Raw genomic sequence first — 17,281 nt, forward strand, 5'->3', positions numbered from 1 at the left:
CTGCGGGGCCACGGACTGCGTGCAGTGGCATCTGCGGCGCATTCGTGGCCCCGCACAGACTATGGAAGGACATGGGAAATGAGGCTCTCCGACTATTTGGACAAAGGTGCGTCCATCGATGTCGATGCTGCGTGCCTGACGACCGACGGTGAGACGCTGAACTACGGGCAGGTGCAGACATTGTCGGTGCGAATCGCCGCTGGACTTGCCGCCAGAGGCGTCGGCCCCGGTGACAAGGTGGCCATCATATCGAGCAATGATCCCTTCGCCTTCACCTGCGTCTTCGGGATAAGCCGCCTCGGGGCGGTCTGGTGCCCGATCAATCCGCGCAACGAAGCGGAGGAGAATCGCGAACTGCTCGAGCTCTCCGACTGTACGGTGGTCTTCTTCGCCGGTGCTTATGTGCAGCTCGTCGAGAAGATCAGAGCCGACCTCCCTCTCGTTCACACATGGGTGTGTCTCGACCAGCAACACGATGACGCGCTGGGTTGGGACGAATTCCTCGACGGTGGTGACGGACGGGATCCCGGCGGGGTCCCGGTGGATGACCTCGCGATGGTCGTCGGAACCGGAGGCACGACCGGCAAGCCCAAGGGCGTCATGCTCACCAATCACAACCTCGAGACCATGACGGCCATCACTCTGATGTCCTACCCGTTCACCCGGACTCCGGTGTACCTGGCCATGGCTCCTCTGACACACGCCGCGGGCGTGCTGTGCTTCCCGATCCTGGCGCTCGGCGGCGAGATCGTCATCATGCGCAGCGCGGACGTCGGTCAGTTCCTATCCAATGTGGAGACACATAGGGTCACCCATTCGTTCCTTCCACCGACGATCGTCTACATGGTTCTCGCCGACGCGGGCCTCGATTCGACCGATCTGAGTTCATTGGAATGCCTGTGGTACGGAGCCGCTCCGATGTCTCCCGTGCGTCTTGAGGAGGCGCTCGAGCGAATCGGCCCGGTCATGGCACAGCTGTTCGGCCAGACGGAGGCCCCGATGATGGTCTCCACCATGGAGCCGCGGGACCACTTCTTCCCCGACGCGTCGGTGGCCACGGACCGCCTGCGTTCCGCAGGAAGGCCCTCGCCACTGTGCACCGTGGCGATTATGGATGCCGACGGCTCGATCCTGCCCCGCGGTGAGCGAGGCGAGATCGTCGTCCGCGGCTCACTCGTCATGGACGGCTACTATAAGAATCCCGAAGCCACCGAGGAGGCCACGCGCTTCGGATGGCACCACACCGGTGACATCGGCTACCTCGACGAGGATGACTACCTCTTCGTCGTCGACCGTGCCAAAGACATGATCATCACCGGAGGGTTCAACGTCTACTCCACAGAGGTTGAGCAAGCGCTGCTCTCGCACCCGGATGTGCAGGATTGTGCCGTCATCGGTCTTCCCGACGACCACTGGGGTGAGAAAGTCACCGCCGTCGTCCAGCTGCGCCGAGGCGGTGAGGTGACGATGGAGGAGCTGCGCGCCCACGTCAAGGATCGCATCGGCAGTGTGAAGGCCCCGAAGCGCATCGAGGCCTGGTCGGATCTGCCGCGGTCCAAGGTCGGGAAGGTTCTCAAGGTCGATATCCGTGACGAACTGCTGCAGGCAGATCCGTCGGTCACCCGTCTCGGTGGATGAGCTGAATGAGGTTGCCGACCGTGTCGTCGAGCACTGCCGTGGTGATCGGCCCCATCGTCGTGGGAGCCTGCGTGAACGTCACTCCGGCGGGATCGTCGGGTGAGACCACGGTCAGCCAGCGCGGACCACCCATGTCGATGTCGTGGTGCCTGGAGACTATCAAGCTCAGAGCCCCGACATCGGCTTTCCACCAACAGAGGTTGGGTTTTCCTTCCCCTACTCGTGGGCTGACTTCATGGCCTGCGCAGACACGGTGAGAAAACATGGGGACATGACTTCTTCACCGAATGCTGCACAGCACACCGCTCACCAGAACCCCGCCATCATCAACGCCGGGAACATCACGAAGCACTTCAACCAGACGTACGCGCTCGCCGGCGTCGACCTCACGATCGGCCTCGGCGAATCCCTGGCGATCATGGGGCCCTCCGGTTCGGGCAAGACCACCCTCCTGCACTGCCTGGCCGGCATCATCCGCCCTGACGGCGGCCACATCGCACTCTCGGCCACCGACCGCAGCGCCGCCGCGGACATCACCGCACTCAAAGAATCCGGCCGTACCGCCCTGCGCCGCGAAGTCTTCGGCTTCGTCTTCCAACAGGGACTGCTTCTGCCCGAACTCACCGCCGTCGACAACGTCGCGCTCGCCGCCATGCTCGCAGGGATGAACCGGGCCGATGCCACCCGACATGCCCACGCTTGGCTCGACCGCCTCGGACTGGCCGAACATCTGAACAAACGGATCGGCCAGCTCTCCGGCGGCCAGGCCCAGCGAGTGGCCATCGCCCGCTCCCAGGTCACCCAGCCCGTCGTCACCTTCGCCGACGAACCGACCGGGGCCCTGGATTCCCAGACGTCGACCGAGGTGCTCACCGAACTGCTCGGCTCCACGACCGGCCGCGGCTCCACCCTCGTCGTCGTCACCCACGATGAGAACGTTGCCGCCCGCTGCTCGCGAGTCGTCCGGCTCGCCGACGGTCGCATCGTCGCCGACTCCGCGATGCAGGATGTTGCGCACTGATGAACGTCCTACCCATCCTTCTCTCCCGACAGACCTTGACCTCGACGACAGCGAGGCTCGTGGGCATCGCGTTCTTCGCGTGCTCGACGATCTTCCTCACCGTCGCCGGCGGCGCCTGGGCATTCACCGACCGTCCTGAAGTCGCCGGATACTCCGAGATCGCCGACCTCTACCAACTGCTCGCGATCTTCGCCACCGTGTTCCTCGTCGTTCCCGCCGTCAGCCTCGGAGTCGCCTCGGCGAAACTGAGCGCCCGCCGGCAGGACGAACGACTCTCCACCCTGTCCCTGCTCGGCGCCGGCAGAGGCACGATCCGCCTCATCGCCGTCGCCGAACCCGTCATCCCCGCCGCGATCGGCATCGTGGCCGGCATCGGAGGCTACCTGCTGGTCGCCTGGCCGCTCAGCTTCATCACCTTCACCGGTGTGCCGCTGGGATATTCGGCCCTCCTCATGCCGGCCTGGCTGCTCGCAGCCGTCGTGGCCGGACTCGCCCTCATCTGCCTGCTCGCCTCACTGCTGGGTCTGCGCAGGATCACCGTCTCTCCGCTGGGTGTGCGCACCCGTGCGCTGGAGCGGAAGTTCCCCCTGATCCGCGTGATCACGGCGATCCTGCTCATCCTCGTCGTGGCCATCGCCGCCTACGTGTCAACCATGATGGAACTGTCGATCACGGCCACCATCGTCTCGAGCATCGCCACGACCGGCCTCGCTCTCCTGCTCATCAGCGTTCTCGGGGTTCTGTGCATCCGCATCCACGCCGGAATCGCGGGCAAGACCGCCCGCGGGCCCGCCTCGGTGATCGCCGCCGGAATGGTCGCCGATGCTCCCGGGCAGTACTGGCGCAGGGTCGCGGGGCTGGCGATGATCACCTTCATCGCCGTCGTCGTCGGAACGGGAACGGCGATGATGCGCAACAGTCAGGGCGACCTCACGGCGGAAGAGCGGGCCATCATGGGTCCCTACCAATTCCTCGCCGACGATATCTTCACCGGACTCATCCTCACTCTGGCCATCGCCTTCATCCTCGTCATCGTCTCCGCCACGATCAATCAGGCAGCGGACATCCTCGACCGGGCGGACACCTACCGCGAACTCCACGCCGCCGGGATGCCGCAGACGATGATGCACCGCGTCACCGTCCGGGCCGTGATGTCACCGATCCTGCTCGTCACCGTGGTCTCTCTGCTGCTCGGAGGAGGACTCGCCGGTCTCATGGCTTCGGTCGGCGACCTCGGCGATCCGCTCACCATCGGGACCGTCGCCATCGTCCTCGTCGCCGGGGTGGCGATGGTGTGGCTCGGCCTGCAGTTCACCCGTCCTCTCGTCCGCCGCGTCACCGCGGTTCCGGCCTGAAAGGAACACCCATGTCCACCACTATGCGCACCATTCCCCTCGTCCTCGGGCGACGGTCGCTGACCTCGGCAAGCTCCGTCCTCGTCGCCGGCGCGTTCTTCGCCTGCGCCACACTGTTCCTCACAGTGGCCGCCGGCGCCTGGATGTTCTTCCAGATCCCGCCGAGCACGGACCCCGCCGAGGCGGGCATGGACGTCATGTACAAGACCCTGGCCGCACTGGCCACCGTCCTCCTCGTCATCCCAGCCGCCACCCTGGCCTCGGCCTCGGCGACGCTGTCGGCCCGCCGACAGGACGAACGGCTGTCGACGATGTCCCTCCTCGGCGCCAAGCAGTCACAGATCACGGCACTGGCAGTGGCCGAACCGCTCATGCCGGCACTGGCCGGAATCGTCCTCGGCGTGGTCGGCTACCTGGGGCTGGCGCTGCCGGTCAGCCTCATCCACTTCATGGGCGAGCCCATCGGATACGCGAACATGCTCATGCCGGTCTGGCTCATCCTCGTCGTGGTCGTCTTCCTCGTCCTCGTCTGTGCAGGTTCGGCGCTGCTCGGTCTGCGGAAAGTCGCGGTGTCGCCTCTGGGAGTGCGGACGAAGAGCCTGGAACGGAAGTTCCCCCTCGGCCGCATCATCGTCGCGGTCGCCGCCGTCATCGCCCTGCCCATCGTCTTCGCACTCACGAAGGCCGGCCTCGGCGTCGGTTTCATCCTCGGCCTGACCATCGGCTTCCTGGCGCTCGGACTCGTCGTCGTCGACCTCGTCGGCGGTCTGCTCATCCGCTGGTTCGCCCATCTCAGCGGTCGGCGCGCGGCCACTCCTGATCGTCTCATCGCCGCCCGGCTGGTCTCCGATGAACCGAAGCGGTTCTGGCGGCGGGTCTCCGGACTGGCGATGGCGGCCTTCATCGCCGCCGTCTGCGGTTCCGGCGTCGCCCTGTCCCAGCTCGGCATCGATTCCGCCGAGGGCTCCGAGATGGGAGTGAGCGAGGCCGAGATCCATCTCTTCCACGACATGTTCACCGGGGTGCTGCTGGTCATGGGCATCGCGATCGTGCTCATCGCTGTCTCTGCGGTGATCAACCAGGTCGCCGACATCTACGATCGGGCCGATACCTTCCAAGACCTCTATGCCGCCGGAGCCGATCCGACCCTCATGCATCGGGCGCTGGTGCGGGCCGTCATGTCCCCGGCGATCTGGGTCTCGTTCGTGGCCGGCGGGCTCGGGCTGCTGCTCGTGTTCCCCCTGGCCGGAGCGGCACTCGTGTTCAAACCGGTCACGTTCCTCACGATCCTCCTCACCGTGGCGGTGGGCATCGGGATCATCCGCGGCGGGCTGCAGCTGACGAAGCCGATCCTGCGCTCCGTGGCCACCGCCGGCCGGGCGCGGGACTGAGGACCCCACCCCATCACCGAGGCGGCTCACCCGGTCGGGATGGGCCGCCTCGGCGATGGTGTCCGAGGTGCTCAGGCCCGTGTCATCGGCCCGTATGGTGAGAATCTGTTGAATTATGGTTGTCTACCTCCGAAAATGAATTAGCCTGGTCCCATGACCGCTGACCGCACTTCTCCCGCTGCACGAGACTCGGACCGACCGGACCCGACCGAGTCACCGACACAGGCTCCGACGCGGCCCTCGAGGCAGGTTGCCTCGCCCGTATCATCGCGACCGCAGATCCAGGTGCTGCTGACCATCGTCTTCCTCGTCTACCTCGGGCAGATGACGCTCAACCCGATCATTGCGCCCCTGGCCAGGGAGGTCGGACTGGCCGAGTGGCAGATCGGAGTGACGATCTCGACCGCGGCGATCATGGTCGTTGTCTCCAGCCAGTTCTGGGGCCGGCGCTCGCAGTCATGGGGCCGCAAACCGGTGCTCATTGCCGCCCTCCTCGTGGCGACCGTCTCAACCGCACTGTTCGCGCTCGCCTCCTTCGCGGGAATGCGAGGAGTCGTGGTCGGCACCGCGCTGTTCTGTCTCTTTGTGCTGCTGCGGGGGCTCGGCTTCGGCACTGCGATCGCCGCGGTCCCACCGACTGCTCAGGCCTACATCGCCGATGTCACCGTCGACGAATCCGCCCGCGTCAGGGGGATGGCAGGCGTCGGCGCCGTCCAGGGCATCGCAATGGTCGTCGGGGCCGTCGTCGGAGGACTGCTCTCCGGATTCGGCCTCATCACGCCTCTCATCGTCGTCCCCGTGCTGCTCGCCGTCGGATTGGTCCTCGTCATCTTCGTCCTTCGGCCCGAACCCCGTCATGAGCTCATTGCCGAACCGGCACGCATCCGGCCCGGCGACACACGCGTGTGGCCGTTCCTGCTCGCCGGATTCGGGCTGCTCACCTCGCTGGGCTTCGTGCAGGTGATCTGCGGATTCATCGTCCAGGACCGACTGGCTCTCGATGCCGAGGCGACCGGTCTCGTCACCGGCGGTGTGCTGCTCGCAGCCGGGGTCGGCATGGTCCTGGCACAGTCGATCATCGTGCCTCGCAGCGGGTGGTCGCCGGCGACTCTGCTGCGTGTCGGCGCACTGACCACACTGTCAGGGTTCATCGTCCTCATCCCTGACATCGGGCTATGGTCGGTGGCGGTGGGCATCTTCCTCATCGGCTGTGGTCTGGGGGTCGCGCTGCCCGGGTACACGGCGGGGCCTTCGCTGCTCATGCGACGCGACGAGCAGGGCGGTCTGGCGGGGCTCATCGGAGCGACCAACGGACTGACCTTCGTCGTCGCACCGACCCTGAGCACCGCGCTCTACGGGATCCGACCACAGCTGCCGATCGTCGTCGGCGCCCTGGTCGTGGCGGCCGTCGCCGGCTTCGTCTTACTTCATCCCCGTTTCCGCATCGTCGCCGAGGCGGCTGCAGCGGAGCCGTCACCCGTCGATGCCGGCGGGGCGGAGGGTGATCAGGCCGTGATAGCGTCACCGGAATAAGAGTGGCCGGCGACAGCGAGGATGGTGCGTGAGTGTGACGGGCAGACGGGGTCGACCCCCACGGGTCAGCCGCGACGAGATCGCGGACGCCGTCGTCACCGTCGGCTTCTCCACCCTGACGTTCGCGGCGGTGCGTGAGAACCTCGGGGTCGGTGAGACGACCCTCTATCGCCACGCCCCGGATCGCGACCACCTTGTGCGTCTTGGTCTCGATCTCATCATCACGAATGCCGACTGGCCGAGCCTCGATGGGGACTGGGAGCCCGTGCTGCGCAGCTACGCCTGTGCGGCATGGAATCTGTTCGCCGACCATCCCGGCTCGGCCGGTGAAGTCTCCCGCGGGGTCGTGCCGTTCGGGATCATGCGCCTCCTGGACGACCTGTGCGCCGTCCTCATGCGTGCCGGATTCAGCGCCGAAAACGCGGTTCTCGCCTGCGATGTGGTCTTCGACCTCGTCACGGACAACCGACGCGGCGTCGAGCACTTCGATGCGGTGAGCTCAGGAAGCGTGGAGTCGGAAAGCGAGAATTCCGGAGGTGAGAACCCGGGAACACCGCGTCAGCTGCTCGAACGCGCATGGTCGGGGGCGGCCTCGGCGAGTGAGGAATCTGCCACCGATGTCGAACGCGATGCCATCCACACAGCGATCCACGGGTCGATCGTGGCCGAACCGTATGCATGGTTCACGGGAAAGCTCGAGGTCGTCCTCGCAGGTGTGAGGCATGCGCTCGCACCTCGAGATTCCACGCCATCGGCTGACTGATCCGTCCTTGACGTGGGTCGGGGACCGACGCCGCGCTCGTGTCTGCACCGGTGTGTAAGGTATCTCTCCACCGACCGAGGAGCTTCGCCGACTACGCGCGGAGCTGAGCCGGCGTCGCGCGGAACCAGACGAGCGCCTCCGTAGTCGCCGGTGCCTGAGTGCCGTCGGTCACGGGTACAGTTGGATGGCACCGATTCCGGGCGTGCCGAGCGTGAGAGAGGACGACGAGTGAGCAACGACCAGGGGTATGACGGTCTGAGGACCCCTCCGCAGGACGTCGAGGCCGAGCAGAGCGTGCTCGGTGCGATGCTGCTGTCGAAGGACGCCATCGCCGACTGCGTCGAGACGATGAAGGGCGATGACTTCTACAAGCCCGCTCACGAAACCATCTACGAAGCCGTGCTCGACCTCTACTCCCGCGGTGAGCCGGCGGACTCGGTGACGGTCGCGAACTATCTGACGAAGACCGGTGACCTCGCCCGGGTCGGCGGTGCCGCTTACCTCCACACGCTCATCTCCTCGGTTCCGACCGCAGCCAACGCCGGGTACTATGCCGCGATCGTCAGCGAGCAGGCCGTGCTGCGCCGTCTCGTCGAGGCCGGCACCCGCATCGTGCAGATGGGCTACGACGCCGAAGGCGACACCGATGACGTCGTGAACTCCGCGCAGGCGGAGATCTACAAGGTCACCGAACGCCATACGACCGAGGACTACGTCATCCTCTCCGACATCCTCGGCGAGGTCGCCCAGGAGATCGAACGCAACGGCAACACCGACGGTCAGACCGCGGGTGTGCCCACCGGCTTCACCGAGTTCGACAACCTCACGAACGGTCTGCACCCGGGCACGATGATCGTCATCGCCGCCCGACCCGGTGTCGGCAAGTCGACGTTGGCGCTCGACTTCATCCGGTCGGCGGCGATCCACAACAATGCGGCCGCCGTGTTCTTCTCACTCGAGATGGGCAAGAACGAGCTCGTCATGCGTCTGCTCTCGGCGGAGTCGGAGATCCCGCTGCAGAATCTGCGTCGCGGCGAACTCAGCCCGCACGACTGGACCACTCTGGCCGCGACCGAGGCTCGGATCAACGGCGCTCCGCTGTTCGTCGACGATTCGCCGAACATGGCGCTCACCGAGATCCGTGCGAAGTGCCGGAGGCTCAAGCAGCAGCACGATCTGCAGATGGTCTGCGTCGACTATCTGCAGCTGATGTCCTCGGGCAAGCGCGTCGAATCGCGTCAGCAGGAGGTCTCGGAGTTCTCCCGTTCGCTCAAGCTGTTGGCCAAGGAGCTCGAGGTCCCGGTGATCGCGTTGTCCCAGCTCAACCGTGGCAGCGAGCAGCGCACCGACAAACGGCCGATGATCTCGGATCTGCGTGAGTCCGGTTCGATCGAGCAGGACGCCGACATGGTCCTCCTCATCCACCGTGAGGACATGTACGACAAGGAACACGAACGCGCCGGTGAGGCCGACATCATCGTCGCCAAGCACCGTGCCGGTCCGACGATGGACATCCCCGTGGCGTTCCAGGGTGCGAAATCCCGCTTCGTCAACATGCCGCAGTAGGGCAGAGGCGTCGACAGAAGGGAACATTCATGTCACCGAACAAGGCGCGGAGTCTGCTGATCCTGCTGATCATGCCTGCAGTGGTGGTGATCGGATTCGCGGTGGCATTCGCCGTGACCTATCTGAGGCCCTCGCTGCTTCTCGCGGGCATCATCGTTGCCTGCTGCGCGTTCATCGTGGCACTTGTCGGCGTGTACCAGTCGATGGGCCGCAGGTGGCCCCTGTGGCTGGTCGCTCCCGCTGTCGCGATTGCGGGCATCGGGACGATCATGCTCGCCGAAGACCTCGCACTGTCCAAGGTCGGCGAGCTCACAGAAGTGGTCGTCGTCAGCCACGACGTCGAGCAGGAGACCGTGCACGACTCGGACAACACCGGTGGTCGTGAGGTCTATACGCACGAGTACACCCTCGAGAAGACCGACGGCACTCCCGTCGACCAGCCGATGACCTACCGTGGCAAGGACGGCTTCGACGACATCGATGAGGGAGACACGATCACGGTGATGATCGATCCCGCGGGCAAAGTCCCCACCGAACCGGCCGATGAGGTGGACGTCCCCGCCGATATCGGCATCCTCGTCGTCGGAACGGTGCTGACCATCGGAGCCTTCGGCGTGTGCACTCTCGTGGTTGCGCTGAGACCGCGGGGGCCCCAGCGGGTGCGCTGACCCGGGCCGGCTTCCACTCCGTCCTCAGCTTCGGACCTCAGCCTCGGACGGCCTACTCATACGTCAGTGACCACTGTATAGTCAGAGAATGCTGACTATTGCTTCGAGGCTCGATGCGATGAATCGACTCGGCCGTGCCATGGCCGATTCCACCCGATCCCGCATCCTCCTCTCCCTTCTGAACGAGCCCGGCTACCCGGCCCGATTAGCCGCTGATCTGGCTCTGACCAGGACAAATGTATCGAATCATCTAGCCTGCCTGCACGGATGTGGCATCGTCGTCGCCGAACCAGAGGGACGACAGACCCGCTACGAGATCGCCGATCCGCACCTGACAGCGGCGCTCAATGCACTCGTCGAGGTGACCTTGGCCGTCGATGATAACGCGGAATGCATCGACCCCGACTGCACGGTCGAAGGGTGCTGCGAGAACTCGGTGACCGGATGACATCGGCCGACGTGAGCCCGACCTCGTATGCGGCCCGACCATCTCCGAGTTCGGCGCGAGCAGCGACTCTGCGACGACGGATCCGAATCGTCGTCGCGATCACGATCGCATGGAACGTCATCGAAGCCGTGGTCGCGATCGTCGCGGGAGGAGCAGCCTCCTCGGCGGCCCTCATCGGTTTCGGTCTCGACTCTATCGTCGAGGTTCTCTCCGCCGCGGCAGTGGCCTGGCAGTTCGCCGCCCCGAACCCGGAACGCCGCGAGAAGACGGCCCTGCGGGTGATCGCCGTGTCCTTCTTCGCCCTCGCCGCATACGTCGGCGTCGACGCCGTACTGTCTCTCACCGGCCTGCGGGATCCCGAGCACTCCACCGTCGGCATCGTCATCGCGGCTCTCAGCCTGCTCGTCATGCCCTTCCTGAGCTGGTTCGAACGGCTCACCGGACGGGAACTCGGATCCGCCTCCGCGGTGGCTGATTCCAAGCAGACCCTCATCTGCACCTATCTCAGCGCCGCCCTCCTCGCCGGGCTGCTGCTCAACAGCCTGCTCGGTTGGGCATGGGCCGACTCCCTTGCGGCCCTGGTCATCGCGGTCTTCGCTGTCCGGGAGGGCATCGAAGCCTGGCGGGGCGATGCCTGCTGCGCGGCTCCGATCAACGTGCTCACGGGAGAGCGTGAGGTCGAATCGTGCTGTTGTGACGATGAGGAGACGTGTCCCTGCGGCTGAGCCGTGATAGTGCGCCCTGCTGTGAGGTCCGTCGTTGGAACTCCTGTCGTCGACACCGTCCGGCATCGAATTGCGCAGCGGTTCGGACAGGTGGGGAGCGGCCGGATCGGTCGGAGTACAGTGGGCGGACGTGAGCAGTCCCGAGCTTCCGTCACCGCTGATCCGTCCACCTGTCGCGGTCTCAGCGGCAGCCTTCGTCTCGAGCTTCGACCGGTTCGCGGTCAGCCCCCTGCTCGTCCTGGTCGCCGCTGATCTCGGGGCCACACTGACGCAGAGTCTGTCAGTCGCGAGTCTGTACTACCTCGCCTACGGCATCAGCCAGCCGCTGTGGGGTGCCCTGTCCGACCGATTCGGGCGGATCCGGCTGATGTGGCTGACGCTGTTCGCCGCCGCTCTGGCTGGGGCGGTCTCCGCCGTGGCTCCGGACCTCATCACCCTGATCGTGGCGCGTGCGTTCGCCGGCGCCTTCTACGGGGCCGTCGTTCCTGCCTCCCTGACCTACGTCGGTGACACCGTGGCCGAAGAACGGCGCCAGCCGGCCCTGGCCGATCTCATGGCGGCGATCGCACTGGGCACCGCCTCGGCGACCGCGATCTCCGGCCTGCTCGCCGACTGGCTCGACTGGCGGATCGTCTTCGCCGTTCCCGCCGTCCTGGCCGTCCTCTGCTCCTTCGGGCTCATGCGACTGCGCGAGTATCGACCCGAGACCGGCAGCGGCATGCTCTCGACCTTCCGTTCTGCTCTCACCCACCGCTGGGTGCTCGTCGTCATCGGCCTCGCCTTCGTCGAAGGTGCGGTCGTCCTCGGGGTGCTCACCCTGCTCGCCCCGGCGCTGCAGTCCCAGGGGATCGGCGCCGGCGCGGCCGGACTGGCCACCGCCGCCTACGGCCTCGGAGTGATCATCACCAGCCGGTTCGTCAGACCGCTGTCGGCCAGGATGTCCATGCCGCGCCTGATGACGCTCGGCGGCTGCGCGCCGATCATCGGCTATGTCGTGCTGACCATTCACATCTCCCTGGCCACCGTCGTCATCGCCGGCCTGCTGCTCGGCGCGACCTGGTCGTTCCTCCACTCCTCCCTGCAGACCTGGTCGACCTCTGTCCTCCCGCAGGCCCGAGGCACGGTGGTCGCGCTCTTCGCCGGCTGCCTCTTCGCCGGCAGCGCCCTCGGAGCGGCGGTCGGCGGGCCGATGGGCCACGGCGATCACTGGAGCGTCCTCTTCGGCTCGACGGCACTCGTCATGGCCATCCTCACGGTCACTGCCGTCCTCAGCCGCCGGGCCTACGACAGACGATGACGACCTGCTGACGATCCTGCCGTCGGCACGACCACTCCGTCACTATGACCACTGCAGCCCCCGCCTCGGTGCCGGGCATCTGCTCCGCCCCGACGAGGGTGCGCCGGTCGGGGCGCACCTACCATGGCAGATATGGACACCACGCCGAATGACCTTCTCGTGCTGCTCGCGGTCTCTCGCACTGCGAAGTTCACGACGGCCGCCCACAACCTGGGGCTGACCCACACGACGGTCTCGCGCCGCATCGCCGCCTTGGAGAAGTCACTCGGAGGGCGGGTGCTCGCCCGCTCCGCAGACGGCTGGGAGCTGACCGAACTCGGGCAGAGGGCCGTCGCCGTGGCCGAGCAGATGGAGGCCGCGGTCGCCGACCTCGGACACACGAGACAGGGACCGGACGCGGTCACCGGAGTCGTGCGCATGACCGCCACCGACGGGTTCAGCGCCTACATCGCCTCACCGGCGGCAGCCCAGCTGCGCCGTCGACATCCGGGGCTGAGCGTCGAAATCGTCACCGTCACCCGGCAGGCCCTGCAGCAGCGTTCGGGACTCGACATCGAGGTCGTCGTCGGCGAACCTCGCGTCCACCGCGCGGAAGCGATGAAGCTCGGCGACTACGTGCTCGGCCTCTACGCCTCACGCGAGTATCTGGAGTCCAACGGCACCCCGACCTCGGTGGAGGAACTGGACGACCACCGCCTCGTCTACTTCGTCGACTCCATGCTCCAGGTCGATGACCTCGATGCGCCGAGGCGACTCTTCCCGACCATGAAAGATGCCCTGACCTCGACGAACGTCTTCGTCCATGTCGAAGCCACCCGTGCCGGTGCCGGCATCGGATTCCTCCCGTGCTTCATGGCCGACCTGCATCCGGACCTCGTGCGTCTCTTCCCCGACACGGTCGCCGAGCGTCTGCCGTATTGGATGGTGCTGCGGCCCGACTCGATGCGTCGACCCGCTATCGCTGCGCTCGTGCAGGCGCTGAAGGATCAGATGATCGTTCACCGCAATGCGCTCGAAGGACGAGTTGGAGGCAGAATATGAGTATGGACCAGCCCCGCAGCGACATCGGTGACGAACTGTCCGGACGGCGCATCGTGCTCACCGCTCAACGGCGAGCAGAACAGCTCGCATCCGCTCTCGAGAGGCATGGAGCGCAGATCGTGCACGCTCCGACCCTGTCCGTCATCCCGCACATCGATGACCCTGAACTCGCCGCCCGTACCCGTGACCTCATCGACCACCGGCCCGACATCGTCGTGGTCACGACCGGCGTCGGATTCACCGGTTGGGGCGAGGTCGCCGAAGCCGCGGGCATGCGCGATGAGTGGAAAGCGATGCTCCGAGGGGCACGGATCGTCGTTCGCGGCCCGAAAGCCGGAGGTGCGGTTCAGGCGGCCGGTCTGACGGTCGACTGGGTCGCCGAGTCCGAGACCAGCGCGGAGATCGAACAGGTGCTCCTGACAGAGGGCGTCAACGGCCTGCGGATCGCGGTGCAGCACCACGGCGCCGGAGCCGACGGCCTGGATGAGGCCTTTGCCGCGGCCGGTGCCGATGTCCGCTCACTCGTCATCTACCGCTGGGGTCCCGCGCCCGATCCGGAAGCCGTGGTCGATGCGGTCGACCTCGTTGCGCAGCGCAGGTGCGACGCCGTTGCCTTCACCTCGGCACCCGGTGCCGCCGCCTTCCTCGCCATGGCCGAGGAGCAGAGTCTGCTGCCTGCAGTGATCGAGGCGTTCAACGACGGAGTCGTGGCTGCGGCGGTCGGCAATGTCACCGCCGCGCCGCTGTGGGAACGGGGCATCAGAACCGTGATCCCGGAGCGATTCCGCCTCGGCGCCCTCGCCCGAATCCTCGTCAGCGAACTCGCCGCATCGGGGCGAGCATCGCAGTGAGCGGTTAGTCGGTCCTCGACGACAGGCCCGATGAGGGTCACAGCCTCATCGAGAACACCTCGTGGATCGGCGAGGTATGCCGCAGTGACGGGTCTCGTCGCATGCCGAGTTTCTCGGCCACTCGCTGGGACGATCGATTGTCCTGGTGGACGACGGAGACGAGATGCTGAGCGACCGCGAGGTCGCGCGCATGATCACGGCAGGCCAGAGCCGCCTCGGTGGCACAGCCCTTCCCCTGAGCCGCGGCCCTCACGTGATACCCGACCTCGAGATGAGGAGTCCCGTTCACGGTCTGCCAGGTGAGGCCGCAGTCGCCGATGAACTCGCCGTCATGGGTATCGACCGCCCACAGTCCGAAACCGTGCTCCGCGTAATTGCGCACATTCCAGTCGATCCACGCCGCAGCTTCGTCGCGATCCTTTGGCGCCGGATAGAACTCCATGACTCTCGGGTCACCGAGCAGTGCGGCCATGTCGTCGAGGTCGGTCATCGACAACTCGCGGAACTTCAGCCGAGTCGTCCGGGGAGGGTGCATAGACGTCAGGCTACCCTGTGCCCGTAGGCTGGGACGAGAGACGAAGGGACAGTGATGACACGAATCATGCAGGTCAGCGACAGTCTGGTGATCAAGGTGGATGCCGCCGCGCTGTGGGAGCAGGTGGCCGATCCGACGCAGATGCCTCGGTGGAGTCCGGAGAACACCGGAGCCAGCACACCCTCAGCTGCGGGGCCCCTGCACGAAGGTGACATCTTCGAAGGGACGAACCGTCGTGGGCCGGCGACGTGGGTGACCGAATCCGTCGTCACCGATTCGACGCCCGGGAAGCGCTTCGCCTTCACGGTGCGTCGGATCGGCCCCCGCTCGCCGAGCATCGAAGGCGCGAATGCGAGCTGGGCGTATGACTTCGAGGATCTCGGTGGGGCGACGCGCGTGACCGAGACGTGGACCGATGACCGCCGGAAATGGCCTGATGCTCTGGCCTGGGTCTTCGACCACATCGTCACGCGCGGGAAGAGCTTCGCGGACTTTCAGCGTCTGAACATCCGACGGACGCTGACGACTCTGAAGGATGACTTCGAACGCGAAGGATGACTTCGAACGGCGAACGGCGGTGACGCGGCCGAAACGACGGCGAAACATCTGCTCGCTACCCTGATCGCATGACAGAGACGGCACAGCGCACAGAGACGGCATCGCACCCCGAGAGCCCCACCGGCCACGTCGAGGGCATGAACTTCTACACCCGCAAATGGGTTCGGCCCGAGGACCTCAACGCCAACGGCTCCCTCTTCGGCGGCAGTCTGCTGCGATGGATCGATGAAGAGGCCGCGATCTATGCGATCATCCAGCTCGGCAACCATCGCGTCGTGACGAAGCTGATCTCGGAGATCAACTTCCAGGCCTCGGCCAGAAAAGGCGACCTCATCGAGATGGGACTCATCGCCACCCACTTCGGGCGCACCTCGCTGACGATGACGGCAAGGGTGCGCAATATGATCACCCGCAAGTCCATCCTCACCATCGAGAAGATCGTATTCGTCGGCGTCGACGAGGACGGTACGCCGATTCCCCACGGCTATTCGACGATCACCTACGACCGCGACCGGATGCCGCGCCCGCATGCGGAGCCGTTGCCGGAGAAGCTGCCGGAGACGCGGAAGGGGTGTGCAGAGGCGTCCCTGAGATCTACCAGGCGTCAGCCGCCGAGGTAGGCCAGCGCGCCGACGACCTGCGCCTTCGTCGCGATCTCGAGGGCCGGATCGATCTCGGGTGCAAAGAACGGCGAATGGTTGGCCGGAACGTCCGTGAGCACGGTTCCCGCCTCCTCGGCGGCCCTGTACTTCTCGGCATCGAAGGAGCCGACGAACCAGTAGGCATACGGGATGCCGAAGGTGTTGGGCAGCTCGCTGAAGTCCTCCGAGGCGGTCGCTGGGGTGGCCTCCTGCACCACCTCGGCGCCGAAGTAGTCGGTGAGCGCCTCGGTGACGGTGTCGTTGACGGCCTCACTGTTGTCCGTCAGCGGGAACTGGTCGAAGTACTCGAAGGTCGGTTCCTTCGGCGAACCGGCCGCTTCGCATTCGCCGCGGACGATGCGTTCGATCGAGTCGATCACACGCTGCCGGACGGCGGTGTCGTAGGTGCGCACATTGAGCAGGAGTTCGGCACGGTCGGGAATGATGTTCGACTTCGAGCCCGCGTTCGAGGCGCCGACGGTGACGACGGCGAACTCGCCCGGTTCGGTCTCCCGGGACACGATCGTCTGCAGCCGGAGTACGATCGAGGCCGCGAGCACGACCGGATCGACCGACAGGTGCGGCATCGACCCGTGCGCGCCGCGACCGAAGACCGTGATCTTCACCGAATCGCCGGCCGACATCACCGGACCCGAGGCGGTGAAGATGCGCCCAGCAGGCATCGGCATGACGTGCTGGGCGAGGGCGACATCGGGTTTCGGAATCGCGGTGGTCAGACCGTCGTCGATCATCGCCTTCGCGCCGGCCGCGTTCTCCTCGGCTGGCTGGAAGAGTGCAATATACGTGCCTGAGCAGGAATTTCGGTTCTCGTTGAGGAGCCTCGCGGCGCCGAGGAGGGCAGTCGCGTGCATATCGTGTCCGCAGGCGTGCATGACCCCGTCGACGGTGGATGCGTAGTCGAGTCCGGTGTCCTCGGTGACGGGGAGTGCGTCGATGTCGGCGCGGGCCAGCACTGTCGGCCCGTCCCCGTTCTCGATCACCGTGACGCGACCGGTGTTCCCGATGCGTTTGACGTCGAGTCCCAGACCGGTGAGTTCGGACCCGATGCGCTCGGCGGTCTCATGCTCGTCGAGGCTGAGTTCCGGATGCTGGTGGAGGTGTTTGTAGAGGTCACGCTGCCACTCGAGCTGTGAGTCGATGTTGTCCAGGAATTCCGGTGTCGTCATCACTTCTCCTCGCTGCGGTCGCGCCCGGCCGGTCCGGATGCGGACGATGCTCACGCTATCAGC

Annotated in this window: 18 protein-coding genes; 15 read left to right on the forward strand and 3 right to left on the reverse strand. The window is 66.0% G+C overall.

The window, feature by feature from the left end:
- Positions 1-78: 78 nt before the first annotated feature.
- A complete protein-coding gene (locus HK401_RS08890) occupies positions 79-1,638 on the forward strand; it encodes an acyl-CoA synthetase (RefSeq protein ID WP_181274280.1) in 1,560 nt (519 codons plus the stop codon).
- Here the strand turns inward: HK401_RS08890 and HK401_RS08895 are convergent.
- Positions 1,619-1,801, reverse strand: a complete 183-nt coding sequence (locus tag HK401_RS08895; protein ID WP_219921864.1) for a VOC family protein — start codon at positions 1,799-1,801, stop codon at positions 1,619-1,621. The two genes, HK401_RS08890 and HK401_RS08895, sit on opposite strands and share 20 nt — an antisense overlap.
- Before the next feature lie 108 nt (positions 1,802-1,909).
- Here HK401_RS08895 and HK401_RS08900 point away from each other — a divergent pair, with 108 nt between their 5' ends.
- The 12 genes from HK401_RS08900 to HK401_RS08955 all read left to right on the forward strand — a co-directional run bounded on the left by HK401_RS08900 (position 1,910) and on the right by HK401_RS08955 (position 14,297).
- Complete coding sequence (locus HK401_RS08900; RefSeq protein WP_181274281.1) at positions 1,910-2,659, forward strand: ABC transporter ATP-binding protein; 750 nt, start codon at positions 1,910-1,912, stop codon at positions 2,657-2,659.
- Positions 2,659-4,014 carry an FtsX-like permease family protein gene (locus HK401_RS08905; RefSeq protein ID WP_181274282.1) on the forward strand — a complete coding sequence of 452 codons (1,356 nt, stop codon included), beginning with the start codon at positions 2,659-2,661 and terminating at the stop codon, positions 4,012-4,014. The genes HK401_RS08900 and HK401_RS08905 overlap by 1 nt, the downstream gene beginning before the upstream one ends.
- An 11-nt stretch (positions 4,015-4,025) precedes the next feature.
- Positions 4,026-5,405, forward strand: a complete 1,380-nt coding sequence (locus HK401_RS08910) for an FtsX-like permease family protein (RefSeq protein ID WP_181274283.1) — start codon at positions 4,026-4,028, stop codon at positions 5,403-5,405.
- Between the two features lie 153 nt (positions 5,406-5,558).
- Complete coding sequence (locus tag HK401_RS08915; protein ID WP_181274284.1) at positions 5,559-6,938, forward strand: MFS transporter; 1,380 nt, start codon at positions 5,559-5,561, stop codon at positions 6,936-6,938.
- A gap of 34 nt (positions 6,939-6,972) precedes the next feature.
- On the forward strand, positions 6,973-7,701 hold the full coding sequence (locus HK401_RS08920) for a TetR/AcrR family transcriptional regulator (protein ID WP_219921811.1): 729 nt from the start codon (positions 6,973-6,975) through the stop codon (positions 7,699-7,701).
- A 228-nt stretch (positions 7,702-7,929) separates the two neighbouring features.
- Complete coding sequence (dnaB, locus tag HK401_RS08925) at positions 7,930-9,267, forward strand: replicative DNA helicase (RefSeq protein ID WP_181274286.1); 1,338 nt, start codon at positions 7,930-7,932, stop codon at positions 9,265-9,267.
- Positions 9,268-9,296: 29 nt separating this feature from the next.
- The gene (locus HK401_RS08930) at positions 9,297-9,935 is read left to right on the forward strand and encodes a YccS family putative transporter (protein ID WP_181274287.1); all 639 of its coding nucleotides are present in this window, start codon (positions 9,297-9,299) and stop codon (positions 9,933-9,935) included.
- Between the two features lie 88 nt (positions 9,936-10,023).
- Positions 10,024-10,383, forward strand: coding sequence for a Cd(II)/Pb(II)-sensing metalloregulatory transcriptional regulator CmtR (gene cmtR, locus HK401_RS08935; protein ID WP_181274288.1), 360 nt, complete (start codon positions 10,024-10,026; stop codon positions 10,381-10,383).
- On the forward strand, positions 10,380-11,108 hold the full coding sequence (locus HK401_RS08940; RefSeq protein ID WP_181274289.1) for a cation efflux transmembrane domain-containing protein: 729 nt from the start codon (positions 10,380-10,382) through the stop codon (positions 11,106-11,108). The genes cmtR and HK401_RS08940 overlap by 4 nt, the downstream gene beginning before the upstream one ends.
- Positions 11,109-11,238: 130 nt before the next feature.
- The gene (locus tag HK401_RS08945; RefSeq protein ID WP_181274290.1) at positions 11,239-12,405 is read left to right on the forward strand and encodes an MFS transporter; all 1,167 of its coding nucleotides are present in this window, start codon (positions 11,239-11,241) and stop codon (positions 12,403-12,405) included.
- A gap of 132 nt (positions 12,406-12,537) precedes the next feature.
- Entirely contained in the window at positions 12,538-13,446 is a 909-nt protein-coding gene (locus HK401_RS08950; RefSeq protein WP_181274291.1) for a LysR family transcriptional regulator, read from the forward strand.
- Between the two features lie 2 nt (positions 13,447-13,448).
- On the forward strand, positions 13,449-14,297 hold the full coding sequence (locus HK401_RS08955) for a uroporphyrinogen-III synthase (protein WP_181274292.1): 849 nt from the start codon (positions 13,449-13,451) through the stop codon (positions 14,295-14,297).
- A 37-nt stretch (positions 14,298-14,334) separates the two neighbouring features.
- Here HK401_RS08955 and HK401_RS08960 read toward each other — a convergent pair whose 3' ends face one another.
- Complete coding sequence (locus HK401_RS08960) at positions 14,335-14,832, reverse strand: GNAT family N-acetyltransferase (protein WP_181274293.1); 498 nt, start codon at positions 14,830-14,832, stop codon at positions 14,335-14,337.
- 54 nt (positions 14,833-14,886) lie between these two features.
- On the opposite strand from HK401_RS08960, the gene HK401_RS08965 reads away from it, so the two are divergent.
- Both HK401_RS08965 and HK401_RS08970 read left to right on the forward strand, forming a co-directional pair.
- On the forward strand, positions 14,887-15,390 hold the full coding sequence (locus tag HK401_RS08965) for an SRPBCC family protein (RefSeq protein ID WP_181274294.1): 504 nt from the start codon (positions 14,887-14,889) through the stop codon (positions 15,388-15,390).
- Positions 15,391-15,527: 137 nt separating this feature from the next.
- On the forward strand, positions 15,528-16,010 hold the full coding sequence (locus tag HK401_RS08970; RefSeq protein WP_219921855.1) for an acyl-CoA thioesterase: 483 nt from the start codon (positions 15,528-15,530) through the stop codon (positions 16,008-16,010).
- Here the strand turns inward: HK401_RS08970 and HK401_RS08975 are convergent.
- Positions 15,995-17,218, reverse strand: a complete 1,224-nt coding sequence (locus tag HK401_RS08975) for an amidohydrolase (protein ID WP_181274296.1) — start codon at positions 17,216-17,218, stop codon at positions 15,995-15,997. The genes HK401_RS08970 and HK401_RS08975 overlap by 16 nt on opposite strands.
- Positions 17,219-17,281 lie beyond the last annotated feature (63 nt).

The organism is Brevibacterium oceani, assembly GCF_013623835.1.
In the GTDB taxonomy this organism is placed as follows: domain Bacteria; phylum Actinomycetota; class Actinomycetes; order Actinomycetales; family Brevibacteriaceae; genus Brevibacterium; species Brevibacterium oceani.

Bases quoted from the DNA above. Each gene is read 5' to 3' on its own strand.
- HK401_RS08975 (WP_181274296.1), bottom strand. From the start codon at position 17,218: ATGACGACACCGGAATTCCTGGACAACATCGACTCACAGCTCGAGTGG.
- cmtR (WP_181274288.1), top strand. From the start codon at position 10,024: ATGCTGACTATTGCTTCGAGGCTCGATGCGATGAATCGACTCGGCCGT.
- HK401_RS08960 (WP_181274293.1), bottom strand. From the start codon at position 14,832: ATGCACCCTCCCCGGACGACTCGGCTGAAGTTCCGCGAGTTGTCGATG.
- HK401_RS08900 (WP_181274281.1), top strand. From the start codon at position 1,910: ATGACTTCTTCACCGAATGCTGCACAGCACACCGCTCACCAGAACCCC.
- HK401_RS08965 (WP_181274294.1), top strand. From the start codon at position 14,887: ATGACACGAATCATGCAGGTCAGCGACAGTCTGGTGATCAAGGTGGAT.
- HK401_RS08955 (WP_181274292.1), top strand. From the start codon at position 13,449: ATGGACCAGCCCCGCAGCGACATCGGTGACGAACTGTCCGGACGGCGC.
- HK401_RS08940 (WP_181274289.1), top strand. From the start codon at position 10,380: ATGACATCGGCCGACGTGAGCCCGACCTCGTATGCGGCCCGACCATCT.
- HK401_RS08930 (WP_181274287.1), top strand. From the start codon at position 9,297: ATGTCACCGAACAAGGCGCGGAGTCTGCTGATCCTGCTGATCATGCCT.
- HK401_RS08970 (WP_219921855.1), top strand. From the start codon at position 15,528: ATGAACTTCTACACCCGCAAATGGGTTCGGCCCGAGGACCTCAACGCC.
- HK401_RS08890 (WP_181274280.1), top strand. From the start codon at position 79: ATGAGGCTCTCCGACTATTTGGACAAAGGTGCGTCCATCGATGTCGAT.
- HK401_RS08905 (WP_181274282.1), top strand. From the start codon at position 2,659: ATGAACGTCCTACCCATCCTTCTCTCCCGACAGACCTTGACCTCGACG.
- HK401_RS08910 (WP_181274283.1), top strand. From the start codon at position 4,026: ATGTCCACCACTATGCGCACCATTCCCCTCGTCCTCGGGCGACGGTCG.
- HK401_RS08915 (WP_181274284.1), top strand. From the start codon at position 5,559: ATGACCGCTGACCGCACTTCTCCCGCTGCACGAGACTCGGACCGACCG.
- HK401_RS08950 (WP_181274291.1), top strand. From the start codon at position 12,538: ATGGACACCACGCCGAATGACCTTCTCGTGCTGCTCGCGGTCTCTCGC.